19 protein-coding genes and 1 pseudogene are annotated in these 24,945 nt (G+C 68.8%); 7 read left to right on the forward strand and 13 right to left on the reverse strand.

Annotation, left to right across the window (positions count from 1 at the left end; genetic code table 11):
- Window positions 1-57: 57 nt before the first annotated feature.
- The 3 genes and pseudogenes from AC0QSG_RS08425 to AC0QSG_RS08435 all read right to left on the reverse strand — a co-directional run.
- A pseudogene (locus AC0QSG_RS08425) lies at window positions 58-873 on the reverse strand (3-deoxy-7-phosphoheptulonate synthase); the annotation flags it as partial.
- A 239-nt stretch (window positions 874-1,112) separates the two neighbouring features.
- Window positions 1,113-1,676: a flavin reductase family protein gene (locus AC0QSG_RS08430; RefSeq protein WP_475375041.1), complete on the reverse strand. Its 564-nt coding sequence runs from the start codon at window positions 1,674-1,676 to the stop codon at window positions 1,113-1,115.
- Window positions 1,677-1,745: 69 nt separating this feature from the next.
- Window positions 1,746-3,428 (reverse strand): chitinase, encoded by a 1,683-nt coding sequence (locus tag AC0QSG_RS08435; protein ID WP_475375042.1) that lies wholly within the window; start codon window positions 3,426-3,428, stop codon window positions 1,746-1,748.
- Window positions 3,429-3,642: 214 nt separating this feature from the next.
- On the opposite strand from AC0QSG_RS08435, the gene AC0QSG_RS08440 reads away from it, so the two are divergent.
- Window positions 3,643-5,979 (forward strand): glycosyltransferase family 2 protein, encoded by a 2,337-nt coding sequence (locus AC0QSG_RS08440; RefSeq protein WP_475375043.1) that lies wholly within the window; start codon window positions 3,643-3,645, stop codon window positions 5,977-5,979.
- Window positions 5,980-6,019: 40 nt separating this feature from the next.
- On the opposite strand, the gene gdhA is transcribed toward AC0QSG_RS08440, so the two are convergent.
- The 3 genes from gdhA to AC0QSG_RS08455 all read right to left on the reverse strand — a co-directional run bounded on the left by gdhA (window position 6,020) and on the right by AC0QSG_RS08455 (window position 9,315).
- The gene (gene gdhA, locus AC0QSG_RS08445) at window positions 6,020-7,360 is read right to left on the reverse strand and encodes an NADP-specific glutamate dehydrogenase (RefSeq protein ID WP_475375044.1); all 1,341 of its coding nucleotides are present in this window, start codon (window positions 7,358-7,360) and stop codon (window positions 6,020-6,022) included.
- Window positions 7,361-7,528: 168 nt separating this feature from the next.
- Entirely contained in the window at window positions 7,529-8,041 is a 513-nt protein-coding gene (locus tag AC0QSG_RS08450; RefSeq protein ID WP_475375045.1) for an ArsR/SmtB family transcription factor, read from the reverse strand.
- 71 nt (window positions 8,042-8,112) lie between these two features.
- Window positions 8,113-9,315, reverse strand: a complete 1,203-nt coding sequence (locus tag AC0QSG_RS08455) for an acetoin utilization protein AcuC (RefSeq protein WP_475375046.1) — start codon at window positions 9,313-9,315, stop codon at window positions 8,113-8,115.
- Between the two features lie 156 nt (window positions 9,316-9,471).
- Between AC0QSG_RS08455 and AC0QSG_RS08460 the strand changes: the two genes are divergently transcribed.
- Both AC0QSG_RS08460 and AC0QSG_RS08465 read left to right on the forward strand, forming a co-directional pair.
- The gene (locus tag AC0QSG_RS08460) at window positions 9,472-10,890 is read left to right on the forward strand and encodes a TrkH family potassium uptake protein (protein WP_475375047.1); all 1,419 of its coding nucleotides are present in this window, start codon (window positions 9,472-9,474) and stop codon (window positions 10,888-10,890) included.
- A 25-nt stretch (window positions 10,891-10,915) separates the two neighbouring features.
- Window positions 10,916-11,554: a potassium channel family protein gene (locus AC0QSG_RS08465; RefSeq protein ID WP_435727347.1), complete on the forward strand. Its 639-nt coding sequence runs from the start codon at window positions 10,916-10,918 to the stop codon at window positions 11,552-11,554.
- A 36-nt stretch (window positions 11,555-11,590) separates the two neighbouring features.
- Here AC0QSG_RS08465 and proC read toward each other — a convergent pair whose 3' ends face one another.
- The 6 genes from proC to AC0QSG_RS08495 all read right to left on the reverse strand — a co-directional run bounded on the left by proC (window position 11,591) and on the right by AC0QSG_RS08495 (window position 19,574).
- Entirely contained in the window at window positions 11,591-12,460 is an 870-nt protein-coding gene (proC, locus tag AC0QSG_RS08470) for a pyrroline-5-carboxylate reductase (protein WP_475375048.1), read from the reverse strand.
- Window positions 12,461-12,487: 27 nt separating this feature from the next.
- Window positions 12,488-13,360 carry a sugar phosphate isomerase/epimerase family protein gene (locus AC0QSG_RS08475; RefSeq protein WP_435727227.1) on the reverse strand — a complete coding sequence of 291 codons (873 nt, stop codon included), beginning with the start codon at window positions 13,358-13,360 and terminating at the stop codon, window positions 12,488-12,490.
- Window positions 13,361-13,376: 16 nt separating this feature from the next.
- The gene (locus tag AC0QSG_RS08480; protein WP_435727228.1) at window positions 13,377-14,396 is read right to left on the reverse strand and encodes a Ppx/GppA phosphatase family protein; all 1,020 of its coding nucleotides are present in this window, start codon (window positions 14,394-14,396) and stop codon (window positions 13,377-13,379) included.
- An 18-nt stretch (window positions 14,397-14,414) separates the two neighbouring features.
- Window positions 14,415-17,156, reverse strand: coding sequence for a type I DNA topoisomerase (gene topA / locus AC0QSG_RS08485; RefSeq protein WP_475375049.1), 2,742 nt, complete (start codon window positions 17,154-17,156; stop codon window positions 14,415-14,417).
- Window positions 17,157-17,310: 154 nt separating this feature from the next.
- Window positions 17,311-17,946 (reverse strand): ArsR/SmtB family transcription factor, encoded by a 636-nt coding sequence (locus AC0QSG_RS08490; RefSeq protein ID WP_475375050.1) that lies wholly within the window; start codon window positions 17,944-17,946, stop codon window positions 17,311-17,313.
- Window positions 17,947-17,957: 11 nt separating this feature from the next.
- The gene (locus AC0QSG_RS08495; RefSeq protein WP_475375051.1) at window positions 17,958-19,574 is read right to left on the reverse strand and encodes a DUF7059 domain-containing protein; all 1,617 of its coding nucleotides are present in this window, start codon (window positions 19,572-19,574) and stop codon (window positions 17,958-17,960) included.
- Between the two features lie 66 nt (window positions 19,575-19,640).
- On the opposite strand from AC0QSG_RS08495, the gene AC0QSG_RS08500 reads away from it, so the two are divergent.
- Both AC0QSG_RS08500 and AC0QSG_RS08505 read left to right on the forward strand, forming a co-directional pair.
- Window positions 19,641-20,195, forward strand: a complete 555-nt coding sequence (locus tag AC0QSG_RS08500; RefSeq protein ID WP_475375052.1) for a hypothetical protein — start codon at window positions 19,641-19,643, stop codon at window positions 20,193-20,195.
- Between the two features lie 19 nt (window positions 20,196-20,214).
- On the forward strand, window positions 20,215-20,871 hold the full coding sequence (locus AC0QSG_RS08505) for a GNAT family N-acetyltransferase (RefSeq protein ID WP_475375053.1): 657 nt from the start codon (window positions 20,215-20,217) through the stop codon (window positions 20,869-20,871).
- On the opposite strand, the gene trhO is transcribed toward AC0QSG_RS08505, so the two are convergent.
- Window positions 20,868-21,776, reverse strand: coding sequence for an oxygen-dependent tRNA uridine(34) hydroxylase TrhO (trhO, locus tag AC0QSG_RS08510; RefSeq protein ID WP_475375054.1), 909 nt, complete (start codon window positions 21,774-21,776; stop codon window positions 20,868-20,870). The two genes, AC0QSG_RS08505 and trhO, sit on opposite strands and share 4 nt — an antisense overlap.
- A gap of 126 nt (window positions 21,777-21,902) precedes the next feature.
- Here trhO and AC0QSG_RS08515 point away from each other — a divergent pair, with 126 nt between their 5' ends.
- Window positions 21,903-22,568 (forward strand): GNAT family N-acetyltransferase, encoded by a 666-nt coding sequence (locus AC0QSG_RS08515; RefSeq protein ID WP_435727235.1) that lies wholly within the window; start codon window positions 21,903-21,905, stop codon window positions 22,566-22,568.
- A gap of 30 nt (window positions 22,569-22,598) precedes the next feature.
- Window positions 22,599-24,923 (forward strand): DEAD/DEAH box helicase, encoded by a 2,325-nt coding sequence (locus AC0QSG_RS08520; protein WP_475375055.1) that lies wholly within the window; start codon window positions 22,599-22,601, stop codon window positions 24,921-24,923.
- Window positions 24,924-24,945 lie beyond the last annotated feature (22 nt).

A 24,945-nucleotide genomic window follows, 5' to 3' on the forward strand; every position in this document is an offset into this window, starting at 1 on the left:
CGTCCATGCTCACAGTAGTGGCTGGTGTGGCAAAAGTGAAACCCCTGGTCAGGGGATTCACGACCGCCTACGAATCGCCTTCGCCAGGTCGGCCAGCAGCCCCCGGGTGGTGTCCCACCCCATGCACGCGTCCGTGGACCGACTGCCCGTAAACGAGTGGCCCGTCGGTCCCCCCCGGGGCCAACTTTTGGGTCCCGTCGACCAGGAAGCTCTCCGCCGTCACGCCGGCAATACCTCGCTCTCCCGTCCCGATTCGTCGCGCCAAGTCACCGAGTACCGTGGCATGGCGTACGTGGGACTTGCCGCAGTTGGCGTGGCTGGCGTCGATCACCAGGCGCGGATTCACCCCTCGCGACGCCCAGTTGCGCGGACGCCGCGGCAACGTCGCTTTCGCCGTGGTTGGGGCCGTTCGCGCCGCCACGCAGCACCACATGGGCATCCCGGTTGCCGCGGGTCGCGCCGAGACTGGCGCGGCCGCCGTCGTCCATCCACAGGAAGCTCTGCGGCGGCGGCCGAGCACGCGTCCAATGCGACCTGCAGTCCGCCGTCGGTGCCGTTTTTGAAGCCCACCGGCATGGACAGCTCCGACACCAGTTGGCGGCGGATCTGGCATTCCGTCGTCCGCGCGCCGATGGCTCCCCAGGGCACGAGGTCCGCGAGGTACTGCGGACTCATCGGCTCGAGGAACTCGGTGGCGGCGGGCAAGCCGAGGGCGCCGACGTCGAGCAGGAACCGGCGGGCGGTGCGCAGACCCCCGGCGATGTCGTGGCTGCCGTCCAGGGCGGGGTCGTTGATCAGGCCCTTCCAGCCCACGGTGGTCCGCGGCTTCTCGAAGTAGGTGCGCATGACCACGACCAGTTCGCCGCGGTGGCGGGCAGTTCGTCCACGAGCTGCCCGGGGGTCTCGGTGAAGGAATCGATCCGTTCGTTGGCGTTGGGGAGGGCGCGGGTCTCGGCCGTGGTGGTCATGGTGATCCCTTTCGGTGCGGAGCCTACTCCGGCCGCCCCGCCCGATTCCCGTCACCGGGTGTTCGCACGCCTTCAGGGCCGCCTGGAAATGGCAAAGGACCTCGAGCATGGGCTCGGGTCCTGGTCGGCTGTGGCGCGCCACCCCTAGATGCCCGGGGCGCGGCGCAGGCCACGGTAGTCGCTCGCGAAGTGCACCAGCGGATCGTCCGCCCGTCCGGATTCCATGCCCCTCCCCATGGACACCACCTCTCCCACGATGACCAGATGCGTGGCGGCCTGCATCGTGTCCACCGTGCGGAGCTCGAACCACGCCAGGGCACCCTCGACGACGGCTGCGCCGGTGGCGGGGGCGCGCCGGAAGGGCACCTGGTTCAACAGCCCGAAGACCGGGTTCCCGGGGCTTGCCAGCCAGTTGGCGATGCCTTGCTGGTCGGCCGCCAACAAGGACAGCGTCCAGTAGCCGGCGGACTGGACCGCGTCGGCGATGCGCCCGTCACCGTACAGGGACACCAGCATGGTCGGCGGGTCGCAGGAGACATCGAGGTAGCCGGTCACCGTCGCGGCGACGTCGTGCCCGCGCTCCCGCGTGGCCACGACGGCGACGCCGGAGGCGATGTCCGCCGCGAGTTCCCGGTAGGCGTCCGCGTCGTCCTCCGGCGAATCGCCGGATCCCACGAGGCGCGCTTCCGGCGGATCGGTCAGTTCCATGCCCTCATCGTCGCAGACCCGCGGCCCGGCCGCCGGTCGAGACCGCCCGGTCCGGGCGTGCGGCGACCGTCACGGGGAAGGGGTGGTGGAGGCGGGCTTCCCGGCCGGACTGGATGGGGTCGCCGGTGCGGGCTTCTTGGACGGCGCGGGTGTCTTCGAGGGGACGGGGTTCTTGGCCGGAGCGGAAGCGGACTCCTGCGCGTCGAGGATGGCCTGCACCTCGACGTTGTTCAGGAGTTTCCACGGCGAGTCCTGCGAGCCCTGCATGGCCGCCTCGGGACTCTGCGCCGTGTTCCACCACTTGGATTCCATGACGCGCCCGTCGAACACGATCCGATCCCTCTTGACGTACACGTCCGTAGGCGACCATTCGGGATAGAGCCCGGCGGGAGCCGCGACAACGGGACGGGGCTTGTCGCCGGGCAGCACGGGACCGACCAATGTCCACGGCGTGACTCCCGCGTTACCCACTGGCGCGTCGGGTGCCACGTCCTCGTTCCACCACTTGGCCTCGTAGACATTGCCCCGCCAGACGGCTCTGTCGCCCTCGACGAAGGTCGCCTCCTGGTTCCAGACCGGGTAGGGGCTGGTGGCCGGGTTGTCGACGATGGCCGATTCGACGGGCGCGGGCGCCGGCGCGGACGACGCCGGTGCGCGGTTCTCGGGGGCGGCCTTCCCGATGCCACGCGATAGAATCTGTGCGAATTCCCCGGGGGTCTGCGCGGTGCCGCTGCAGTTGTTGGAAACGCGGGTGGCGTCGGGGAAATTCGGGCCGCAGGCCTGGTCGCGGTTCGCGGACCAGAAGGACATCCTGCCCACGTTCACCTCGACGGCGAACCGGTTCAGTGACTCGGCGTCGTCGGTCGTGAGTATTTCGCCCAGGAGGTCGTTCTGGCCGATCATGGGCGTCAGGCCGATCTTGCGCCAGAGGCTCTGTTCGCCGATCCGCTGGTCGCGCTCGGCGTACGCCTGAGCCAGCTGGGCGTGGGCGCTGCGGGCGGTCTGGATCGCCGCGTCGGCCATCGAATCGCCGGGCGCCCGGGACTCGCCGTAGTTCATGGTCATGAGATTGACGCCAGCCAGGTCGAGACCTGCGTCCAGCATGCGGTCGACCTCCGCAAGCCCCTCCGCCGTCAGACCGAAAGTGGCGGCCGGCAGCGTCAGCCAAACCTCCAGGGGCTCGCCACCTGCCGCGCGGTCCGACTGCAACCCGGCGACCGCCAATGCCCGGCGTTCTCCGCCGTCGGCGTCCGTCAGGTCGTCGCCTTCGATATCCAGGTCCAGCGTCTTCGACTCGTAGCGGTCAAGCAACGCCGCGTAGGCCGCCCGCAGGGCCACCGGGTCCGAACACGCGGTGGCCGGTTCGTCGTTGAGCAGCCCCCCGGTCGAGACGACGATCTCGCCCCCGGCCTCCCGCACGCGGGCCGCACGCCGGTCCAGATCGAAAGTCTCGGCCGCCGAATCCATTGTGTAGAAGCTTCCCCACGATGGCTGGCACGGCTCCTCCAGATCCGCGACGGCGAACGCCAGCACGACCCGCTCCCCCGGAGCCACGTTGCCGCCGATGTCGTAGAACGGAGTCGAGGTCGCATCCACGTAGGAGCCGAACCACTGCCGGCCCTGCCCCGCGGCGGCTGAGTCCTGCGCCTTGCCCCAGACCAGAACGGAGGCGGCAGCCAATCCACACACGACCGCGAGAACGATGATGAGACGGGTCGGCGACAGGCGTCGGCCCTCGAATATCGATGCCATATTTCCCCCAAGGTATCGGTGACGGAACCCCTCCGCCACGCGGGTACGGTGTCGGCCGCGGCTTCGGTCGGATCCCCATCCGGCCGTCGTCCGCGCTTCCCGGCACGTACCCATGGACATACTAGCCCCCTGCGCTAAGGTTGTCCCAAGTCACGCGTCATTCGTTGCGTGACCGCGATGGGGATCGCGTATTTCGGGGGAAATTGGGGAAACCATGAACAAGACGATTGTCGATGCCGCCACGACCAGCGATGAGACCGACACCGGCGCCGGACCGCGCCGCCGCCAGTGGGGAGCGGAGAAACGGTCGGAACCGCTCTCGCTCGTTCACCCGCGGCCTTCCACTGCGAAGCTGGCCTGGGGGCGCGTAGCCATCGTTTCCACGATTCTCGCGTGGATCGCCTACGTCGTCTCCACGATCCTGCGCCAGCTGGCCAACAATCCCAACGTCGGCTTCCGCTTCCAGTTCGAAGCCGTGCTGTACCTGGTGGTGGTCACGTTCCTGACGTTCTCCGCCCTGATGTACCTCACGGCCCGGCAGGGCGCCCTGCACCGCTTCGCCGAACACCGGCGGGTTCCGCGCGGCGAGCTGGACCGGCACTTCCGCGACCACGACCAGGGCATCACGGTCCTGGTTCCCAGCTACGCCGAGGAGCCATCGGTGGTCCGCGGAACGCTGTGGTCCGCCGCCCTGCAGGAGTTTCCGTCACTGCGGATCGTCCTGTTGATCGACGACGCGCCATTTCCCGACGATCCGCAGGTCCGCCTCCGGCTCGAGGAGACGCGACGGTTGAGCGGCGAGATCCAGGCAGCGCTCGACGCTCCCCACCGCGCCGCCGCCCTGGCCCTCGAGTCGTTCCGCATTCGCCGTTCCGCCGGTGCGGAGGACACCACCCTCTTGGAGGGGTTGGCTGCCAGCTACCGACGCTCCGCCGAATGGATCGACTCCATGGCGGAAACCGAGCAGGTCCACGACCATGTGGACGAGTTCTTCGTCGACTCGGTGCTCATGGGCCTGTCCCGCGAACTCCGGTTGACGCTGCTTGCCCTGGAGGCCGCGGCCGCCCAGCGGGAGGCGCCGGAGGCGGACCGCATGGAGGAACTCCACCTCCGCCTGGTCCGGATCTTCAAAGCGGACCTCGGGCACTTCGAGCGCAAGCGTTTCGCCAGCCTGTCCCAGGAAGCCAACAAGGCCATGAACCTGAACTCCTACATCTCACTCATGGGCAAGTCATGGCGGTCGGAACAGCTCGGGGACAATCTGGTGCTGCGCGAGGCACCGGACGACGCCGCGGACCAGGGCCCCCTCGACGGGATCCTGCAGGTGCCGGATTCCGAATACCTGTTGACGCTCGACGCCGATTCGTTGCTGCTGCGCGACTACTGCCTGCGGCTGGTGTACTTCCTGGAGTCGGAGGAGAACGCCCGCATCGCGGTCACGCAGACGCCGTACTCCTCGTTCCGCGGCGCACCGACGAGGATCGAGCGCATCGCCGGCGCGACGACGGACATCCAGCACATTCTGCACCAGGGCAAGACCCGCTACAACGCGACCTTCTGGGTGGGGGCCAACGCCGTCATCCGCAAGCGCGCCCTCATGGACATCGTCGAGGTCAACACGGTGGGCGGGCACGAAATCCGGACCTACATCCAGGACCGGACCGTCATCGAGGACACGGAGTCCAGCATCGACCTCGGCACGCACGGCTGGGGGCTTTCCAACTATCCCGAGCGCCTCAGCTACAGCGCCACGCCACCGGACTTCGGGTCCCTCGTGGTGCAGCGACGGCGGTGGGCGAACGGCGGCCTGCTGATCATGCCCAAGTTCTGGGCGCAACTCCGGGAGCGCCGCCACCGCCACGAACGCCTCGGCTTCAGGGAAGTGCTCCTGCGGACGAACTACATGTCCTCGATCGCCTGGGCGAGCCTGGGACTGGTCTTCCTGCTGGCCTACCCCTACGACAGCAGGCTGCTGAGCCCGCTGATCTTCGCGGCCGCCGTTCCCTACTTCCTCTGCATGGGGAGCGACCTGCGGGACTGCGGCCACCGCTTCAGCGACATCTTCCGGATCTACGGCTTCAACCTCGTTCTCCTTCCCGTGAACATCGCCGGTGTCGCCAAGTCCATCCAGCAGGCCTTCACCGGCGCCAAAATCCCCTTCGCGCGCACGCCCAAGGTCCGCGACCGCACGGCGGCCCCCGGCGTCTACGTCTTGGTCCCGTACCTGATCGTCGCGTTCTCCCTACTCACGCTGTGGCGCGACATCGAGGGAGAAAACTGGGGCAACGCCGCCTTCGCGGGGATCAACGCGCTACTGGCCGCCTTCGCGATCCGCGCCTACATCGGCATCAAGAACTCCATCGCGGACATGTCGCTCGGACTCGTGTCCTGGCTCTTCGTGGCACCGCGGAAAAGGAGCGCCCCGGCGGCCGAGCGGCCCGAGGCCACACCGGAGACCGCGGATTGGACCACCATCCTGTATCAGGGCGACCGGCGGCTCAACCGCGACCTCCGCAGGAGGGGTGACCGCCGACGGCGGATCGGCGTGTAGTTTCCGGCGCCGTCCCACGCCGCGGCGTCGGACGGCGCCGCTAAACGACGCCGAGGGCCAGCATCGCGTCGGCGACCTTGACGAAGCCGGCGATATTGGCTCCGGCGACGTAGTTGCCCGGCATGCCGTATTCCTCGGCCGTCTCGGCACAGCGAGCATGGATATCGACCATGATGTTGGCCAGCCGCTGCTCCGTGTAGTCGAAGCTCCACGAGTCCCGGCTGGCGTTCTGCTGCATCTCCAACGCCGAGGTTGCCACGCCTCCTGCGTTGGCGGCCTTGCCCGGGCCGAAGAGCACGCCGGCTTCCTGGAAGATCGCGGTGGCCGAGGCGGTGCACGGCATGTTGGCACCCTCGGCAACGGCCACGACGCCGCGTTCGACCAGACGCTTGGCGGCGACGTCGTCGAGCTCGTTCTGCGTCGCCGACGGCAGTGCCACGGTTCCGTCGACGTCCCAGACGCTGCCGCCTTCGACGTACTTCACGGAGGCGCCGCGGCGTGCGGCGTATTCGCTGACGCGTCCGCGCTCGACCTCCTTGATTTCCCGCAACAGGGCCAAGTCGATCCCGGCCTCGTCGACGATGTAGCCGGAGGAGTCCGAGGCGGTGATGGCACGGGCGCCCAACTGCTGGGCCTTCCCGATGGCGTTCAGCGCGACGTTGCCCGATCCGGAGACCAGCACGGTCTGTCCGTCGAAGCTCGCCCCGCGGGTCTTGAGCATCTCCTCGGCGAAGAGCACGGCGCCGAAGCCCGTTGCCTCGGGTCGAACCAGGGATCCGCCCCAGCCGGTTCCCTTGCCCGTGAGCACGCCGGACTCGTAGCGGTTGGTGATGCGTTTGTACTGGCCGAAGAGATAGCCGATCTCGCGTCCGCCCACGCCGATGTCGCCGGCTGGGACGTCCGTGTACTCGCCGATGTGGCGGTAGAGCTCGGTCATGAACGACTGACAGAAGCGCATGACCTCCGCGTCGGACTTGCCGCGGGGGTCGAAGTCGGATCCGCCCTTGCCGCCACCGATCGGCATGCCGGTCAGCGCGTTCTTGAAGATCTGCTCGAAGCCGAGGAACTTCACGATCCCCAGATACACGGAGGGGTGGAAGCGCAGTCCGCCCTTGAACGGCCCCAGTGCGGAGTTGAACTCGACGCGGAATCCGCGGTTGATCCGCACCCGACCGTTGTCGTCGGTCCACGCGACGCGGAAGATGATCTGGCGTTCCGGCTCGCACATGCGCTGGAGGACGGCGGCGTCGGCGTATTCGGGATGGCGTGCCACCACCGGGTCCAGACTCTCGAACACCTCGGTGACCGCCTGGTGGAACTCGGCTTCCCCCGGGTTGCGGAAGAAAACCTCTTCGCGGATCTTCGCTAGGTGCTGTTCCATGTGGTTCTCCCGACGTTGTGGGTCCCGACGCAAGCTGTGCGCCTGCGCGTTTCTTTCGCCACGACACCCTCCCACGGAAGGCACCGGCGCGGCCAACGCGCGGCAACAAACGCCGGATCGACGCGTAACTCTGAGTCCACCGTCACATGGCGCGGAAGATGTTCGCCGCTAGCGCCTCCGCCCGAACTTGGGTTTCGGAAGCCGATCCAGGAGGTCCTGCGCCCTGCCGGTGACCTGCTCAACAGTGCGGCCAACGGTCCGCCCAAGTTGCTGGCCGGGCTGGCCCGGCATCGCCGGAACCGTGGCCAGTTCGGCGTGTACGCCCGGCGCCGATGCAACCATGGGTACGCGCGCGGTCCCGGGACGCGCCCGGGGCGCCGCGAACGGCACGGCGGGAACGACGTCGGCCGCGGCGTCCGCTACCGGAACAAACGACGTCAGCCAGGCCGCCGCATCCTGGAACACGCCGGGATCCACGGCGTAGAACCGACGTTGGCCGTCCGCACGGGTCGTCACCAGTCCGGCCTCGCGCAGCACTTTCAGGTGCTTCGAAACCGTCGGTTGGCTGACGCCCAGGGTGTCGACCAGCTCCCCTACCGAGCGGTCCCCCGGCCGCAGCGCGTCCAGGATGCGGCGCCGCGTGGGTTCAGCGATAACAGGGAAAACATCGTCGATGGCCATCCCATCACCTTATCCGCATATACGCTGGCAAGCATTTTGCCGCGGGGGGCAATAGGCATCCGGCCCAAGGGTCAGTCAAACCAGGGATCCAGCCCGTGCAGCGGGAAGATTTCCTTCCGGGTGGCCATGATCGTCCGGTCCACCGGATCGGCGGGATCGTAGCCGACCTCCCACGAACGCCACCAGACGTCGGCGTCGTCGCCCATGGTCACCGGCGCGGCGAGGCCATAGCGATCGGTAACGTACTCGCGCCAGGGTTCGGGAACCCGCATCGTCAGCGGCACGGGCTTGCCCGCCGCGATGGCCACCAGATGGCTCCAGGCCCTGGGAACGACGTGCGTGAGATTGTACCCGCCGCCGCCGGTGGCGATCCAGCGACCGCCGCAGAAACGATCCGCGAGGTCCCGGATGTCCAGCATGTTCTGGCGCTGCCCGTCGACGCTCAGCCGGAGGTTGCTCAGCATGTCCTCCCGGTGGCCGTCGCATCCGTGTTGGCTGACAATCACCTCCGGCGCAAAGGCCGCGGTCAGCTGCGGGACCACGGCGTGGAAGGCCCGCAACCACGCCGCGTCGGTCGTGCGGGCCGGCAACGCCACGTTCACGGCCGTGCCCGGCGCCCCGGGACCACCTGTCTCATTGGCGAATCCGGTACCCGGGAACAAGGACATTCCCGATTCGTGCAGCGACACGGTCATGACCCTCGGGTCGTTCCAGAAAAGGCTCTGCGTCCCGTCGCCGTGGTGCGCGTCGACATCGACATAGAGGACACGCGACACCCCGGAATCGAGCAGCCGTGTGATGGCGACCGCCGTGTCGTTGTAGATGCAGAATCCGCTGGCCCGCCCGCGGGCGGCGTGGTGCATGCCGCCCCCGAAGTTGACCGCGTGCACGGCCGTTTCGTCGAGAACCGATTCGGCCGCCGCCAGCGATCCGCCGGCCAACCTCGCGCTGGCCTCGTGGATCCCCGCGAACAGCGGATTGTCGTCGGTCCCGAGTCCGCGTTCCTCGTTCGGCTCGTCGGGGTGTTCGCTGACATGGCGGACCGCTTGGATGTAGTCGCGGTCGTGGACGCCGGCCAGGATGTCGTCGCCCGCAACCCGGGGCTCGATGAGGCCGATGTTTGGCAAATCGATGAGTCCCAATGACCGCGAGAGCCGCATCGTCAGGTCCAGTCGCGCCGGGTGCATGGGATGGCCGTCCCCGAAGTGATAGGCCATCATGTCCGCACTCCAGACGATCCGCGTGGGCGGTGCCGGCACCGTGTTGTTGCTCATCACACCTCAGGCTACGCGAATGCGGCCCCCGGGCGCCCAGTGAGACGTGGCCGTCGTCACGGGCGGACTCCCGCCGGGGCGGCGTCGAGGTGGTTTACTGAGAGCTGGCGACAGGAGGGTCCTGCGCCCGAGCACGCCACGGAGCCGACCGGTACCATGCCCGCACCGCAACAGACGTCACGCCCCACGGGCCTCGGCGTGTTCGCGCGCGCCCTGACCGGCGCGCGGGACTTCGTCGATACGCTCGCGGCCGCGTCGCCGGCCCGTTTGGCACTCGCGGTGTTCTTCCTCGTCATCACGGTCTTCACGCTGCTGCTGTCTTTGCCGGCGTCCGCAGCCGACGGCCACATGACGCCGCTCCACGATGCGCTATTCACGGCGGTCTCCGCCGTCTGCGTCACGGGCCTGACCGTGGTCTCGACCGCGGACCACTGGTCCTTCTTCGGCCAGGTGGTCATCCTGGTGGGCATCTTCGTCGGCGGCCTGGGCATCATGACGCTGGCGTCGCTGCTGTCCCTGGCGGTCAGCAGGCGCCTGGGCGTGCGCGGCAAACTGTTGGCGCAGCAGTCGATGAACACGCAAAACGTCGGCCGCCTGGGCGAGGTCGGCACGCTCTTGCGCATCGTCATCACCACCTCCGTGGTGATCGAGCTTTTGCTGGCCGCCATGCTCACCCCGCGCTTCATGGTCCTCGGCGAACCGTTTGGACAGGCCCTGTGGCACGGAACCTTCTATGCCATCTCGGCCTTCAACAACGGCGGATTCACGCCACACAGCGACGGACTGATCCCCTACGAGACGGACCTGTGGATCCTGGTCCCGCTGATGATCGGCGTGCTGATCGGCAGCCTCGGCTTCCCCGTGCTGATGGTGTTGGTGACGTTCGGCCCCAAGATCCGGCAATGGACCCTGCACACCAAGCTGACGCTGACGGTCACCGGCATCCTCTTCGCCGCCGGTGCCCTGGTCTGGGGCATTCTCGAGTGGCAGAACGCGTCGACCATCGGGGGGATGAACGACGGCGACAAGGTCATCAACGCCGTTTTCGCCTCGGTGATGACCCGCTCGGGGGGCTTCAACCTCGTGGACCAGAACCAGCTCGAATCCTCCACCATGCTCTTCACCGATGCACTGATGTTCGCCGGCGGCGGTTCCGCGTCCACGGCGGGCGGCATCAAGGTCACGACCATCGCCGTCATGTTCCTGGCGATCGCCGCGGAGGCGCGAGGCGACACGGACGTCAAGGCGTTCGGCCGCCGCATTCCGGAGGGCACCATGCGCGTGGCGATCTCGGTGGTGGCGTTGGGCGCCACGCTCGTCAGCGTCGCGGCGGGCTTGCTCCTCGGCATCACCGACGAGCCGCTGGACCGCGTCCTGTTCGAGACCATCTCCGCGTTCGCCACCGTGGGACTCAGCACCAACCTCAGCGCGGAGCTCCCGCCGTCGGGCAAGTACGTGCTCTCCGCCCTGATGTTCGCCGGGCGCATCGGCACCATTACACTGGCCGCGGCGCTCACGCTGCGCCAGCGCGACCAGCTGTACCACTTCCCCGACGAGAGGCCGATCATTGGCTGAGAACAAGACGAACCACAACGCCCCGGTGCTGGTGATCGGCCTGGGCCGGTTCGGTTCCGCCGTCGCGGAGCAGCTGGTTCGCCAGGGCCGCGAGGTGTTGGCCATCGAGCGCAACGCCGAACTGGTCCAGAAGTGGGCGGGGACCCTGACGCACGTGGTGGAGGCGGACGCGACGAACGTCGACGCCCTGCGCCAGCTCGGCGCCCAGGACTTCACCTCCGCCGTTGTCGGCGTGGGCACCTCGATCGAATCGTCGGTGCTGATCACCGTCAACCTCGTGGATCTGGGGATCGAGCACCTTTGGGTCAAGGCCATCACGCCGTCCCACGGCAAGATCCTCAGCCGGATCGGTGCCAACCACGTCATCTACCCCGAGGCCGACGCCGGTGTCCGAGCTGCCCACCTGGTCGGCGGCCGGATGCTGGACTTCATCGAGTTCGACGATGGCTTCGCGATCGTGAAGATGTACCCGCCCAAGGAAACGCAGGGGTTCACGCTGGGCGAATCGCAGGTGCGTTCCAAATACGGCGTCACGGTGGTTGGGGTCAAGAGTCCGGGCGAGGACTTCACCTACGCGCAGCCCGACACCAAGGTGACCCGGCGCGACATCCTGATCGTCTCCGGCCACGTGGACTTGCTCGAGCGCTTCGCGTCACGTCCGTAGGGGCGTTGGCCGGGCCGACAGTCCGGCCCGGCCGGCTTAGCCGGCCAGTTCGCGGCTGATCTCCGCCGCGCGCTCGGACGCCGCGCGGGCCCCGCGCGAGACGATCGCCGGCAGACCCTCCGCTTCGAACGTCGCGATGGCCTTTTCCGTGGTTCCGTTGGGGCTGGTGACGCTCTTGCGCAGCGCCGCGGGGTCGGCGGACTCGTCGTCGAGCATCAGTCCGGCCCCGGCCACCGTGGCGCGCGCCAGGTCCCGCGCCAAGTCCGCGTCGAGCCCCAGATCCACGCCCGCCTTCGCCATGGCCTCGGCCAGGTAGAAGACGTAGGCGGGCCCGGAGCCGCTGACGGCGGAAACGGCATCCAACTGGGATTCGGGAACCACACGCACCAGCCCGGTGCCTTTCAGGAGCCCCACGACGACCTCGACGTGTTCGTCGGTGGCGCTGGTGCCCCCGCTGAGGCCCACCGCGCCGCGGCCGACCGTCATGGGCGTGTTCGGCATGCTGCGGACCACCGGCTGTCCCGGGGCGAGCGACCCCTCGATCAGGTCGATGGTCACCGCGGCGGCGACGCTGACCACGACCGCGCCGGGGCGCAGGGCGCCCGAGATCTCTCGGCAGAGGTCCTGGATGCCCACGGGCTTCACCCCGAGGAAGACGACGTCGGCGCCCAGGACGGCGTTGGTGTTGGCGTCGGGGTCCTCGGACGTGGCCAGGGTGTGGACCCCGGTGTCCGCGGCAAGGGCCCGGGCCTTCTCCGCGCCCCGCACCGTGGCGACCACGCGGGTGGGATCCACTCCGGATGCGAGGAGGCCGCGGAGGATGGCGCCGTTCATCGAGCCGGTGCCCAGGAAGGCAATGCGGTGAGGAAAGGTCTCTGTGGGGTACTCGTGGTTCGTGGCAGACATGGCGCCATTGTTCCACGGGTTGCGGCGCTAGGGTGCCCGCGGCACCTGGTCCGCGTCGGCGACCTGGCCACCCGGAACCGCGTCGGCCCCTTCCGCGTCGGACGCGGCGTCGTCGTTCGGCGCGAGGTGGCGGCGCGCGAACTCCAGGGTCTCGCCCAGCCATTCCTCGCGTTCGCCGGCGCCCTTGGCCCGTCGGGTCGACACCTCCACGGCCACCACGCCCTGCCACCGGCTGTCCCGCAGGTGCGTCATGGCCTCCGCGACGGGCTGCGTTCCGCGGCCCGGCACGAGGTGCTCGTCCTTGCTGTTGTTGCGGCCGTCGCACAGGTGTACGTGGCTCAGCCGCTCCCCCAGCTCGACCATCGCCCGGTGCGAGTCCATGTCAGCGATGGCCGCATGCGAGAAGTCCCACGTGACGTAGTCGTACGGCTGCGGAACGGGGTCCCAGTGCGGCAGGTACATCAGCGCCTCGCGGCCCCTGGCGCGCCAGGGGTACATGTTCTCGACGGCGATCTTCACACCGTGTTCCTCCATGATCCGCGCCACGCCCTCGGCGAAGCCCGTCGCATAGGTACCCTGCCAACGGAACGGCGGGTGCACCACAACCACGTCGCAGCCGACCTCCTCGGCCATCGCGGCGGACATCTCGATCTTGTTCCAGGCGTTGCCCCACACCTGCTGGGTCAACAGCAGGGTTGGGGCGTGGATGGCCATGATCGGCTGGTCGTAGCGGGCGCTGAGGTCCATGAGCTTCCCCGGGTGCTGGGAAATCTGGTTGCCCGTGACGAGCACCTCCACCCCGTCGTAGCCCAGATCGCTGGCGAGGGCGAACGCGTCGTGCACGTTCAGGGGGTAGACGGACGCGCTGGAAAGCGCCACTGGGATGTTGTCCTGGGTCATTCCTCGGCTTCCCGTCTCACTGGTGGGCATCCTTTTGGGGCAGGCCCGGCTGTTGCCCGAGCTCCACATGGCCGACTCCCACGCTACTACGCGGCGGCTCGGGACTGTCGAACATCAATTGGTCGAAGCGGCGGAGAATCAGTCCCTCGCGCAGCGCCCACGGGCAGATGCGCAGGCTCTTGATCCCGAAGGCCTTCATGGCCTCCTCCGCCACGACCGCGCCGGCAAGCAGCTGCGGCGCCCGGACCTCGGAAACCCCCGGCAGTTCGCTGCGCTGGTCCGCGCTCATGGCACCCAACCGGTGGCGCCACAGCTTCAGGTCCGCCAGCCGGAGCACGCGCTTGACGTAGGGTCCGTCGGCGCTCGGCGCCGCGCCGGTGACGCGGGCCAGCGAGCGGAACGTTTTCGACGTGCCGGCCACGAGCGTGGGGCGCCCGAAGGCGACCAGCTCCCCGACCGGCTCGGCCAGCGTCTCAGCCACGTGGGCCGACAGTGCCTTGACGGACTTCACGCCGGGCGGGTCGCCGGAGAGCCGGTCCCGCGTGAGGCGGCCGGCGCCGAGGGGAACGGATCGCGCCACGGCCGGCAACTCGTCCGAACCGATCGCCATTTCAAACGATCCACCACCGATGTCCAGGTCCAGGATCGTCTCGTGCGACCAGCCGTACCAGCGGCGGACGGCCGAATACGTCATTCCGGCCTCCTGCTCTCCGGTCAACTCGGTCAGGCGGACGCCGGTCTCCGCCACGACCCGGTCCAGCACCTCCTGGCCGTTCGCGGCCTCGCGGATGGCCGACGTGCAGAAAGCCAAGAGGTCCTGGGCGTTGTGCCGCACCGCGAAGCGCGAGGCCTCGTGGACGAAGTCCAACAGTTCCCGCTGGCCCGCCTCCGTAATGGCTCCGTCCCCGTCGAGGTAGGCGACGAGGGACAGCGGCCGCTTGTGCGTGGCGAACGCCGCGGGACGGGCGCCCGGGTACGCGTCCACCAACAGCAAGTGGACCGTATTCGAACCGATGTCCAGGACGCCCAGTCTCATCCGTTGTCCGCGCTCCCGCTACTTCTTCTTGGCCGGAGCGCGCCGAGCCGGGGTCTTGCCGGCACCGCGCTTGACCGGACCCTTGGCGCGCTTCTCCGCGAGAAGCTCCACGGCGCGTTCGCGGGTGAGTTCCTCGATCGCGGTGTCGCGCGGGACGGTGATGTTGGTGATGCCGTCCGTGATGTAGGGACCGAACCGGCCCTCCTTCACGACGATCGCCTTCTCCGAGACCGGGTCCGCGCCGAACTCGGCCAGCGGCGGGGCGGCCGTCCGCCCGCCACGCTGCTTCGGCTGCGAGTAGATTTCCAGTGCCTGCTCGAGGGTGATCGTGAAGATCTCCTCTTCGGTGCCGATCGAGCGGGAGTCCGTCCCCTTCTTCAGGTACGGGCCGAAGCGTCCGTTCTGAACGGTGATCTCCACACCCTCGGCATCCTGCCCGAGGACCCGCGGCAGGCGGATCAGCCGCAGGGCCTCCTCCAGCGTGACCGTTTCCACGGACATCGATTTGAAGAGCGATCCGGTGCGGGGGCGCACCTTGGCGGGCTTCTTCGGCGGCTTCGGCTTTCCGTTCTTGTAGTACTCGACGGGCTGGGCGGCGAGTTCCTCCGGCGTCGGATCCGTGATGACCTCGGTGACGTAGGCGCCGTAGCGCCCATCCTTCGCCACGATCTCGCGTCCGGTCTCAGGATCCGTCCCGAGCACGCGCTCCTCGGGGCCCGGCGCCTCCATCAGCTCGAGTGCCTTCTCGGCGGTGAGCTCGTCCGGGGCCAGGTCCTCGGGGACGTTGGCCCGCTGCGGCTCCGTGCCCTCCGGCGCGTCCGTGGGCAGCGGCTTCTCCAGGTACGGGCCGAACTTGCCCACGCGCAGGACGATGCCGGGCGCAATCTCCACCGAGTTGATGGCCCGGGCGTCGATGTCGCCCAGGTTCTCCACGACACCCTGCAGGCCGTCCGCCTCCTGGCCCTCGCCGAAGTAGAACTTCCTCAGCCACGTCGTGCGGGCCAGATGTCCCTTGGCGATCTCGTCGAGGTCGTCCTCGAGACGGGCGGTGAAGCCGTAGTCGACGTACTGGCCGAAGTGCTGCTCGAGCAGCCGGACCACGGAGAAGGCGACCCAGCTGGGAACCAGGGCGCCGCCCCGCTTCGTCACGTAGCCGCGGTCCATGATCGTGGAGATCGTCGGCGCGTAGGTCGACGGCCGGCCGATCTCGCGCGCCTCGAGCTCCGCGACGATCGAGGCCTCGGTGTAGCGCGGTGGCGGGGACGTCTCGTGGCCCTGGGCCTCGATCTGGCGACCCTGCAACGGGTCGGCGACTTTGAGGACGGGGAGCCGGCGCTCGGCGTCGTTCTCCGCCTCTTGCTCCGGCGAGATGTCCTTGCCCTCCTCGTAGGCGGCGAGGAAGCCGCGGAAGGTGATGACGGTGCCAGAGGCCGAGAACTCGGCGGTGCGGCCGTCGGTCGCGTCGCCGGTGAGGCGGACGGACGCCGTCGAACCCTTGGCGTCGGCCATCTGGGAGGCGACCGTGCGCTTCCAGATCAGTTCGTACAGCTTGAATTCGTCCGCGCCGAGCTGGCTGCGCACGTCGACCGGTCGGCGGAACGAATCGCCCGCGGGGCGGATGGCCTCGTGGGCCTCCTGCGCGTTGTCGTTCTTGGACTTGTAGACGCGCATCTTCTCCGGGATGGAGTCCGCTCCGTAGAGCTCGGCCGCCTGCTTCCGCGCCGCGTTGACGGCCTCGCCGGAGAGGAACACCGAGTCGGTACGCATATAGGTGATGTACCCGTTTTCGTACAGTCGCTGGGCCACCTGCATGGTCGACTTGGACGACCAGCGCAGCTTGCGGGAGGCCTCCTGCTGCAGCGTCGAGGTCGTGAACGGGGCCGCGGGGCGGCGGGTGTACGGCTTGGTGTCGACGCTCGCGACAGCGAACGCCGAGTCGGCGAGCCCCTCGGCCAGCGACGTGGCGGATTCCTGGTCCAGGGGCACGACGCCGGCGCCGGACTTGAGCGTCTTGACCTGGCCGAGATCGTCGAAGTCGCGTCCCGTGGCGACGCGAGAGCCGTCGACAGAGACGAGCTTGGCGCGGAAGGAATCGCCGGCGTCGGTCGCGAACTCGCCGGTCAGGTCCCAGTAGGAGGCGCTGCGGAAGGCCATGCGCTCGCGCTCGCGCTCGACCACGAGCCGCGTGGCCACGGACTGCACGCGTCCGGCGGACAGGCCGGGACCGACCTTGCGCCACAAGACCGGCGAAAGCTCGTAGCCGAAGAGGCGGTCCAGCACGCGCCGCGTCTCCTGCGCGTCCACCAGATCGGTGTCCAGGTCGCGGATGTTCTCCAGCGCCCGGGCGATGCCTTCCTTGGTGATCTCGGTGAACGCCATGCGATACACCGGAACCTTGGGCTTCAGGACCTGCAACAGGTGCCACGCTATGGCCTCGCCCTCGCGGTCCGCATCGGTTGCGAGGTAGAGGGCGTCCGCGTCCTTGAGCTGCGCCTTGAGGTCGGCGACCCGTTTCTTTTTGTCCGGGTAGACGACGTAATAGGGCTCGAAGTCGTTGTCCAGATCGATGGCGAACTTGCCGACCGAGGTCTTCTTGAGCTCCGCGGGGAGCTCCTTCGGCTGCGGCAGGTCGCGGATGTGACCGACCGACGCGTCCACCACAAAGCCGTCGCCAAGGTACTTGGCGATCGACTTGCTCTTAGCAGGAGACTCCACGATCACGAGTTTCTTGCCGGTCTTTTCCTTGGCCTTCGGGGGCACAACACTCCTATTTGCAACCGGTGGCGCGCCACGACGACGGCCTGCTCATACCTGCTCTAGGGTAGCCGCATCCGGGACCCCACCAGCAAGCGGGGCCGAAAGGAGTGGGGAATGCCGCGCCGACGACGGCGGTGCGTCGCGGTGCGCGGACGGATCAGTGGGCCCGGATCTCGGGCAGGAACGACAGCATGTAGTAGACGCGTTCCCCGTCGATGCCCCGGTCCTCGGGCACCGCCAACGCCTCGTACTCGTCGACCAGTGCGTAGACGCGTTGGACGAACTCCTCGCGCTGGTCCTCCTTCAGGAACACCATCCCCGTGGTGAGCACGGGCGCGCGGCCCGGGGCCGGCTCGATGCCGGCCTTGCGCTCGATGTCCCGGCGTTCGATCTCGGCGCTGAGGCGCTCGCGGAAGGCGTTGAGCTGGACATTAAGGAACGCGTTTTTCGCCGCGCTCGAGCCGCTGAGGGAGCCGACCACGAGCTGGTCGCCGGCGGCTTTCCAGCGGCGTTCGCGGCCGTCGCCCTCGTTGGCGGCGCGCTCCACGTAGCCGTACTTCTCGAGGGCGCGCAGGTGGTAGCTCATGGCGCTGGGGGTGAGGTTGCAGCGCGAGGCCAACTCGGTGGCCGTGCGGGTGGACTGGGAGGCGAACAGCTCCTCCAGGACCTCCAGCCGAGCCTCGTGCGCCAGCGCCCGGATGGCCTGTGGATCGCTGATGACCACGGGGTTGGCCGTCTGCCGCCGAACTGCCCGCGGTTCCGCCAACTCTTGTGGGACTGTGTTCTGCGTCATGTCGAAAAACTTTAGCCGTTGTTTCGCATCCCGCACAGAAAGCCACCGGTAACAAGTCGGACAACACTGGCACTCAGGTCCCGCAGCGTCTCGTCGGGGTCGCGGTCCAGCAGCGCCGCGATGGCCAGCGCGATCTGCCGGACCGTCAGTTGGCCGTCGCAGGCCGAGACGAACCCGGCCTCCTCCGTACTCAAAAGCGTGGTCCGCCGCAGACCCGCCCCCTGTCGCAGCAGGATGACGCCGGGGTGCTCCGCGCCGGGACGCTGGTGGCGCTCCTCCGTCACGTCCTCGGCACAGACCAGCAGGAGATCCGCGACCTGAGCGCCGGCCACGAACCCGGCCGCCTCGACGGCTGCGTCCAGGTGCGGACCGATCGGCTGTTCGATCGGATACCCGATCTCCTCGAAGCGCCGTCCCACGGGCATCCGGCCCGGATCCTGCGCCCGCCGCAGCCAGACCATGCCGAAGCCGACGGCGAGCACCGAGCGCGAGGCGAAGTCCTCCAGGTACTCGACGTACCGTCGCCGGTAACGATCCGGGTCACGCGCTTCAGACGAATCGCGGAGCCACGTCTCGGCGTATTCCTCGGGCGAGGCCGTCTCCCGCTGGATGAACCACGCCTCCGTCCCCTCGGGCACCCACGAGCGCGGCCGCCGCGCCCAATCCGGGTCGCCGGCGTCGTCCGCCGTAATCTCCCAGTTGGCCAGCAACTGCGCGGTGCCACCGGGCGCCAGCACCGCGGGAAGCCCGGCGACAAGCCCGGCCACCAACCTATCCCCCGGCAGGCCGCCGTCGCGGTAGGTGTAGCGCTCGGCGTCGGATTCGCCGGCCGGATGCGGCGTAATGACGAAGGGCGGGTTGGACACCACGAGATCGAACTGTTCCCCGGCCACCGGATCCAGCAGACTGCCGAGCCGGAGGTCCACCCGGTCCCCGGGGGCGGCGGGATCCACGCCCAGCGCGCGGTGGTTCAGCAGCAGGTTGAAGCGGGTGAACGCCAGCGCGCGTTCGGAGACGTCCGTGGCCACGACGCTGTCCGCGTGCGAGAGGAGGTGGAACGCTTGGATGCCGCAGCCGGTGCCGAGGTCCAGCGCCCGCCGGACGTCGCGCCGGATGGTCGTCTGGGCAAGCGTCAGCGAAGCGCGTCCGATGCCGAGCACGTGGTCGTGTCGCAGCGGACCGGGACGCTGGTGGGCGCCGAGGTCGCTCGCGACCCAGATCTCGGCATCGGCGTCCGACGCGTGCGGGCGCAGGTCCGCGGTGGCCCGCATCAGGTCGGTGCCCTCCACCGGTGCGGCGAGGCCCAGCGCGACGAGACCGGCGGCGCCACACCGGGGGAACGCCCGGTCCACGACCGCGGTCGGCTGTTCCAGGCCCAGCATCCACAGGCCCACGACCACGGCCAGGGACGGCGGCGCGGGCAGGGCGAGTTTTCGCTGGACCGCCACGAGCGCCGGAACCACCTGGTCGCGGTTCAACGCCGCATGGGCCTCCTCCCCGACGAGTTCCGTCACGGCGTCGTGGAGGTATCCGGCGGCCAAGAGGTCCCCGGCGAGCGCGTCAAGCACTGTCTGGTCGTGGCTCTGCGGGGCATCCGGAACGCGGGAGAAGTCGTCGGTGGGGTTCACCCGAGGATTCTACCGAGGCGTCGTCATGGGGAGCGCCGTCCGGGGGCACCGTCATAGGATTGGCTCATGCCACACACCCGCCGTCCGGCCCATCTCCGCCCCGCCGCGCCCCGGGCATTCGCCACAGCCAGTGCCCTGGCATGCTGCGTGGTGCTGGCGAGCGCCTGCACCCCGACCCCGCAGCCGGGTGTGGCGACAGTTGACGGCGAAGCGGCCCCGGCACCGAGCTTTTCGAGGGCCTCCGTCGAACCCGTGGAGCCCGCGCCACCCATCGCATCCTCTTTCTCGGCCGGCGGTCCGCTGCTGGTCGGCGCCAACGACCTGACGGGGCCGACGTCGACGTCGACATCGCTGACGATGGACAGCCCGGCGCTCCAGGGCGGCCAATACACCCTGACCTTCGCCTGCTCCTCGCCCGACAAGACCGCGGTGGTGACGGCGCTGGTGCAGGATCCGCAGCTGAACGTGGTGGCGGTGCAGGAGGGCGAATGCGCGGTCCACCCCGAATCCAGCGAACACGCCGTGGACTTCATCCTCGACGCCGAGGGCGTGAACATCATGCTCGATTCCGCCAGCCCGGGCCTGGCGCTGGCGGGCCGCGTGGATTTGTCCGTCAAGTGATCAGGGAGAGCGAAACCACATGACCCGCGCGGACGAAACGCGAACGCACTCCCGGCCGGCTCCCGTGGCCCCGGCGGTATGCGTCACCACGACCCACCTGCAGCAGCTGGATCCGGGCGATCTGATCCCCGCGTCGCGGTCGCTGCCTCCGGGTTGCCGGATCGAACGGGCCGGGGGCATCACCGCGGATTTCAGCAGGTTCCTGTACCGGAGCGTCGGCAGCGGCTGGAACTGGACGGACCGCCTCGGGCTCGCCAGGGCCGAGTGGGACGCGCTGTTGCACGAGCGCGGCTCGGAGACGTGGGTGCTCTACGCCGGCGGTGCCCCGGCGGGGTACGTCGAGTTGGCCGGACGCGCGCGGCAGGCTGGGTCGACGCCGGATGCGACAGCGGGCACGGAGGTGGAGATCGTGTACTTCGGCCTCTTCCCGGAGCGCATCGGCCAGGGACTGGGCGGTCCGCTGCTGGAGGAGGCCACGAGGCGCGCCTGGGACCTGGCGTCCCGTTGGGCCGGGCTCGCGCCGGTCGAGCGCGTGTGGGTCCACACGTGTTCCCTGGACGGGCCCGCCGCGCTGGCCAACTACCGGGCGCGCGGCTTCAGCATCCAGCGGACGGAATCCGAGGTCCTGACGCCCGGGGACGCGGCCGCCGGCCTGTGGCCGTTGCCGAACCCCTAGACCGCCGTCGCGCCGGCCGATGCGCAGTCCGGACAGACGCGCAGGGCCTCGTCCGCCGCACAACCGGCGCAGAACAGGCGCAGGTTGCGGCAGGCGAGGTTGGAGCAATTCTCGAACTTGTTGGTGGCGGCGTCGCAGGCCACGCAGCGGCCGAGGCTTTTGGACTCCGGGCTGAATTCGACGTGCATCCGCTGGTCGAAGACGTAGAGCGAGCCGTCCCACAGGCCCTTGTCGCCGTATTTCTCCCCATAGCGCGCAATCCCGCCCTGCAACTGGTAGACCTCGCTGAACCCGCGGTTCACCATCAGCGACGAGAGGACCTCGCAGCGGATCCCGCCGGTGCAGTACGTCACGATCGGCTTGTCCTTGAGGTCGTCGTACTTTCCGGAATCGAGTTCACGGATGAAATCGTGGGTGGTGGCTACGTCCGGCACGATGGCGTCGCGGAACCTTCCGATCTGGGCCTCGAATGCGTTGCGGCCGTCGAAGAACACGACGTCCTGACCGTCGCGCGCCTTCGCGTCCACGAGTTCGTGCACCTGCTCGGGCCTGAGATGCGTTCCGCCGCCCACCACTCCGTCGGAGTCCACGCGCAGTTCGCCGGGCGCGCCGAAGGAGACCAGTTCGTCCCTGACGCGGACGGAAACCTTCGGGAAGTCCTCGGCTCCGCCGTCGCTCCATTTGATGTCCATCTTGTGGAACGCGGGATACTCGCGGGTGGCCTTCACGTAGGCCTTGACGTTCTTGATGTCGCCACCCGCGGTGCCGTTGATTCCGTCCTTGGAGACGATGATCCGGCCGCGCAGGTCCCAGCGTTCCAAGAGGGTGCGCTGCCAGAGTCGCACGGCCTCCGGATCGGTCAGTGGCGTGAAGGCGTAGAAGAGTACGATGCGGTTTTGGGACACCGCTTAAGGGTACGTGCAGCGCGGCCGCGGGTCCGCGTGTCGGCCGTGTTAACGGATTCTTTCGGAACGGCAACGGTTGCCCCATGGCACTCCACACCCTCCGTGACTTGGGGGTAGTGTCGTGCCATGGGATCCTCAGCGAGCGATGAACTGATCGGCAACTGGGTCACCGGCTGGGCCGGCGCCCGCGGTTACGAGTGCCGCCACGAGGGTCGCGTGCACGCCGCCCTGCGCCATGACACCACCGGCGATTGGGAATACGTCATCTACGAGCCGACCTCGGAGGAGCTCGTGGCCGTGGGCGAGACCCTGGGCAAGCATCCGGCACGGAGGTTGACGGCCTTCGCCGAAGATTCGCAGGCCCTCGCGGACGCCGCCGTCGCCGCCGGGCTGTCCGTCGTGTTCGCCGAGGAGGCCCTCATGGTCGCCGAGATGGACGGCCAGGACGTGGAGGACCCGCGCGCGCCCGAAGGCTTCACGATCGACGTTCAGCGGGACGCGAAACACGCGTTCGTCTCGGTCCACACGGAGGACGATCCCGACGTGGTCGCCGCCAGCGGACACGTCTCCGTCGTCGGCGACTACGCCGTGTTCGACCGGATCGTCACCGCCACCGAGTTCCGCCGTCGCGGGCTCGGCAGCCTGGTGATGCGGGCGCTGGTGGCCGCCGCGCTCGAGCACGAGGTGGACGAGGGGCTGCTGATCGCCTCCATCGACGGTCAGGCGCTCTACCAGTACCTCGGATGGACACCGCTGGGCACCGTCGTCACGCTGGAGGGCAAGCGGTCCTAGAGCGTCCGTACCGGGTGCCAGAATGATGCGGTGACAGATTTCCGCACGCTGGTCCCGTTGCTCGGCCAGGGTTCCGATCCCGAGGCCCTGCGCCACCTGCGGATTCTGCCTGCCCGCGACGCCGTCCACGGCCCCTGGCCCGAGTGGGTGCATCCGGACGTGGTGGAGGCCTACGGCCGTCTGGGCGTCCAGGAGCCGTGGCTCCACCAGGTCCAGGCCGCGATGTCGGCGCACGACGGGCACCACACGATCGTCTCGACCGGCACGGCCTCCGGGAAGTCGCTGGCCTACCAGCTCCCCGCGGTCGACGCCATCCACCGCTCCGTGTTGGAGGGATCGGTCACGCTGGAGGCCAGCGGCGCCGTCGTCCTGTATCTGTCGCCGACCAAGGCGCTCGCGGCGGACCAACTGACCGCGCTCAACGCGCTGGGGCTGAAAAGCGTCAGGGCTTCGACGTACGACGGCGACACCGAAGCCGGCGAGCGCCGGTGGATCCGGGACAACGCGAACTTCGTGCTCGCGAACCCGGACATGCTCCACTTCGGCATCCTTCCCAACCATCCGTGGTGGGCGCGCTTTTTCCGCCGGCTTTCCTACGTGGTGATCGACGAGGCGCACAGCTACCGCGGCGTCTTCGGCGCCCATGTGGCGAACCTGCTCCGCAGGCTGCGCCGTATCTGCACGCACTACGGAGCGGATCCGGTGTTCATCGGAGCCTCGGCGACGAGCGCCGATCCGGAGGAGTCGTTCGGCCGTCTGATCGGTGCGCCGGTACGGGCAGTGACCACCGACTTCTCGCCGCACGGCGAGACGGCCGTCGCCCTGTGGGAGCCGCCGCTGACGGAGGCCCGCGGCGAAAACGGTGCGCCGCGCCGGCGTACGGCCATCGCCGAGACCTCGAACCTGCTGGCCAACCTGGTGTGCTCGCAGGTGCGCACCATCGCCTTCATCAAGTCGCGCCGGGGCGCCGAAACGATCTCCACCATGGCTCAGCGCCATGTCGACGAGGTCCACCCGAGCCTGCCGGGACGCATCGCGGCCTACCGTTCCGGTTACCTGCCCGAGGAACGCCGCGAACTGGAGCGGCGGCTGCGCAACGGCGAGCTTCTCGGCATCGCCTCGACGTCGGCACTGGAGCTCGGCATCGACATCGCGGGCCTCGACGCGGTTCTGGTGGCCGGCTGGCCGGGCACGCGCGCATCCTTCTTCCAGCAGATCGGACGGGCCGGTCGGGCCGGGCAGAACGCTCTCGCGGCGTTCGTGGCCAGCGACGACCCGCTGGACACGTACCTCGTCAACCATCCCGAGGCGATCTTCGACATCAGCGTCGAGGCGACGGTGCTGGATCCCGCCAATCCGTATGTGCTGGGGCCGCACCTGTGCGCGGCGGCGGCGGAGCAACCGCTGCGGCCCGAAGAGGCCGCGCTGTTCGGCCCGACCGCCGCGAGGTTGCTGGATTCCCTGGTCGAGCGGGGCTACCTGCGGCGCAGGCCCTCCGGCTGGTTCTGGACCCATCCGGAGAGCGCCGCGTCCATGGTGAACCTGCGCGCCGATGGCGGCGGGCCGATGAGCATCATCGATTCGGAAACGGGATCGCTGCTGGGGACCATGGACTCCCCCCAAACCCACTACCAGGCCCACACCGGGGCCATTTACGTGCACCAGGGAGCCAGCTACCTGGTGGACGAGCTGAACGAGGAGGACCACTGCGTCCTGGTCCACCGCGCGGCCCCGGACTTCTACACGCAGGCCCGGGACATCACCACCGTCGAGGTCCTGGAGACGCTCCGGACTCAGGAGTGGGGAGAGGTGACCGCGCACTTCGGCGAGGTCCGGGTGACGACGCAGGTGGTCTCCTTCCAGCGGAAGACACTGATCAGCAACGAGATCCTGGGCGAGGAGCCGCTCGATCTCGGCGCCCGCGACCTGTTCACTAAGGCGGTGTGGTTCACGGTCCCCGAAAGGAGGCTGGTTTCGGCCGGGATCGTCCCCGGCTCGATCCCCGGCGCGCTTCATGCGGCCGAACACGCGGCGATCGGCCTGTTGCCGCTGGTCGCGTCCAGCGACCGCTGGGACATCGGCGGCGTGTCCACGGCCCTGCACGCCGACACGGAGATGCCCACCATCTTCGTGTACGACGGCCACGCCGGCGGTGCGGGATTCGTCGAGCGCGGATACGAGCGCGCCACCACGTGGCTAGGTGCGACACGCGACGCGATCTCGGCATGCGAGTGCGACGCCGGCTGTCCGTCCTGTGTGCAGTCGCCGAAATGCGGAAACAAGAACAACCCGCTGGACAAGAACGGGGCCGTGTCGCTGATCGGATCCCTGCTCAAGAACGCGCCACGCGCCTGAAGCCTTGGGGCACGGCGGGACC

Source organism: Arthrobacter sp. LT660 (assembly GCF_056172845.1).

Excerpts from the sequence above, each read along its gene's own strand:
- AC0QSG_RS08430 (WP_475375041.1), bottom strand. The coding sequence starts at position 1,676 with ATGGAACTGACCGATCCGCCGGAAGCGCGCCTCGTGGGATCCGGCGAT.
- AC0QSG_RS08455 (WP_475375046.1), bottom strand. The coding sequence starts at position 9,315 with ATGAGCAACAACACGGTGCCGGCACCGCCCACGCGGATCGTCTGGAGT.
- proC (WP_475375048.1), bottom strand. The coding sequence starts at position 12,460 with ATGTCTGCCACGAACCACGAGTACCCCACAGAGACCTTTCCTCACCGC.
- AC0QSG_RS08475 (WP_435727227.1), bottom strand. The coding sequence starts at position 13,360 with ATGACCCAGGACAACATCCCAGTGGCGCTTTCCAGCGCGTCCGTCTAC.
- AC0QSG_RS08490 (WP_475375050.1), bottom strand. The coding sequence starts at position 17,946 with ATGACGCAGAACACAGTCCCACAAGAGTTGGCGGAACCGCGGGCAGTT.
- AC0QSG_RS08435 (WP_475375042.1), bottom strand. The coding sequence starts at position 3,428 with ATGGCATCGATATTCGAGGGCCGACGCCTGTCGCCGACCCGTCTCATC.
- AC0QSG_RS08440 (WP_475375043.1), top strand. The coding sequence starts at position 3,643 with ATGAACAAGACGATTGTCGATGCCGCCACGACCAGCGATGAGACCGAC.
- gdhA (WP_475375044.1), bottom strand. The coding sequence starts at position 7,360 with ATGGAACAGCACCTAGCGAAGATCCGCGAAGAGGTTTTCTTCCGCAAC.
- AC0QSG_RS08515 (WP_435727235.1), top strand. The coding sequence starts at position 21,903 with ATGGGATCCTCAGCGAGCGATGAACTGATCGGCAACTGGGTCACCGGC.
- AC0QSG_RS08480 (WP_435727228.1), bottom strand. The coding sequence starts at position 14,396 with ATGAGACTGGGCGTCCTGGACATCGGTTCGAATACGGTCCACTTGCTG.
- AC0QSG_RS08460 (WP_475375047.1), top strand. The coding sequence starts at position 9,472 with ATGCCCGCACCGCAACAGACGTCACGCCCCACGGGCCTCGGCGTGTTC.
- AC0QSG_RS08500 (WP_475375052.1), top strand. The coding sequence starts at position 19,641 with ATGCCACACACCCGCCGTCCGGCCCATCTCCGCCCCGCCGCGCCCCGG.
- AC0QSG_RS08505 (WP_475375053.1), top strand. The coding sequence starts at position 20,215 with ATGACCCGCGCGGACGAAACGCGAACGCACTCCCGGCCGGCTCCCGTG.
- AC0QSG_RS08450 (WP_475375045.1), bottom strand. The coding sequence starts at position 8,041 with ATGGCCATCGACGATGTTTTCCCTGTTATCGCTGAACCCACGCGGCGC.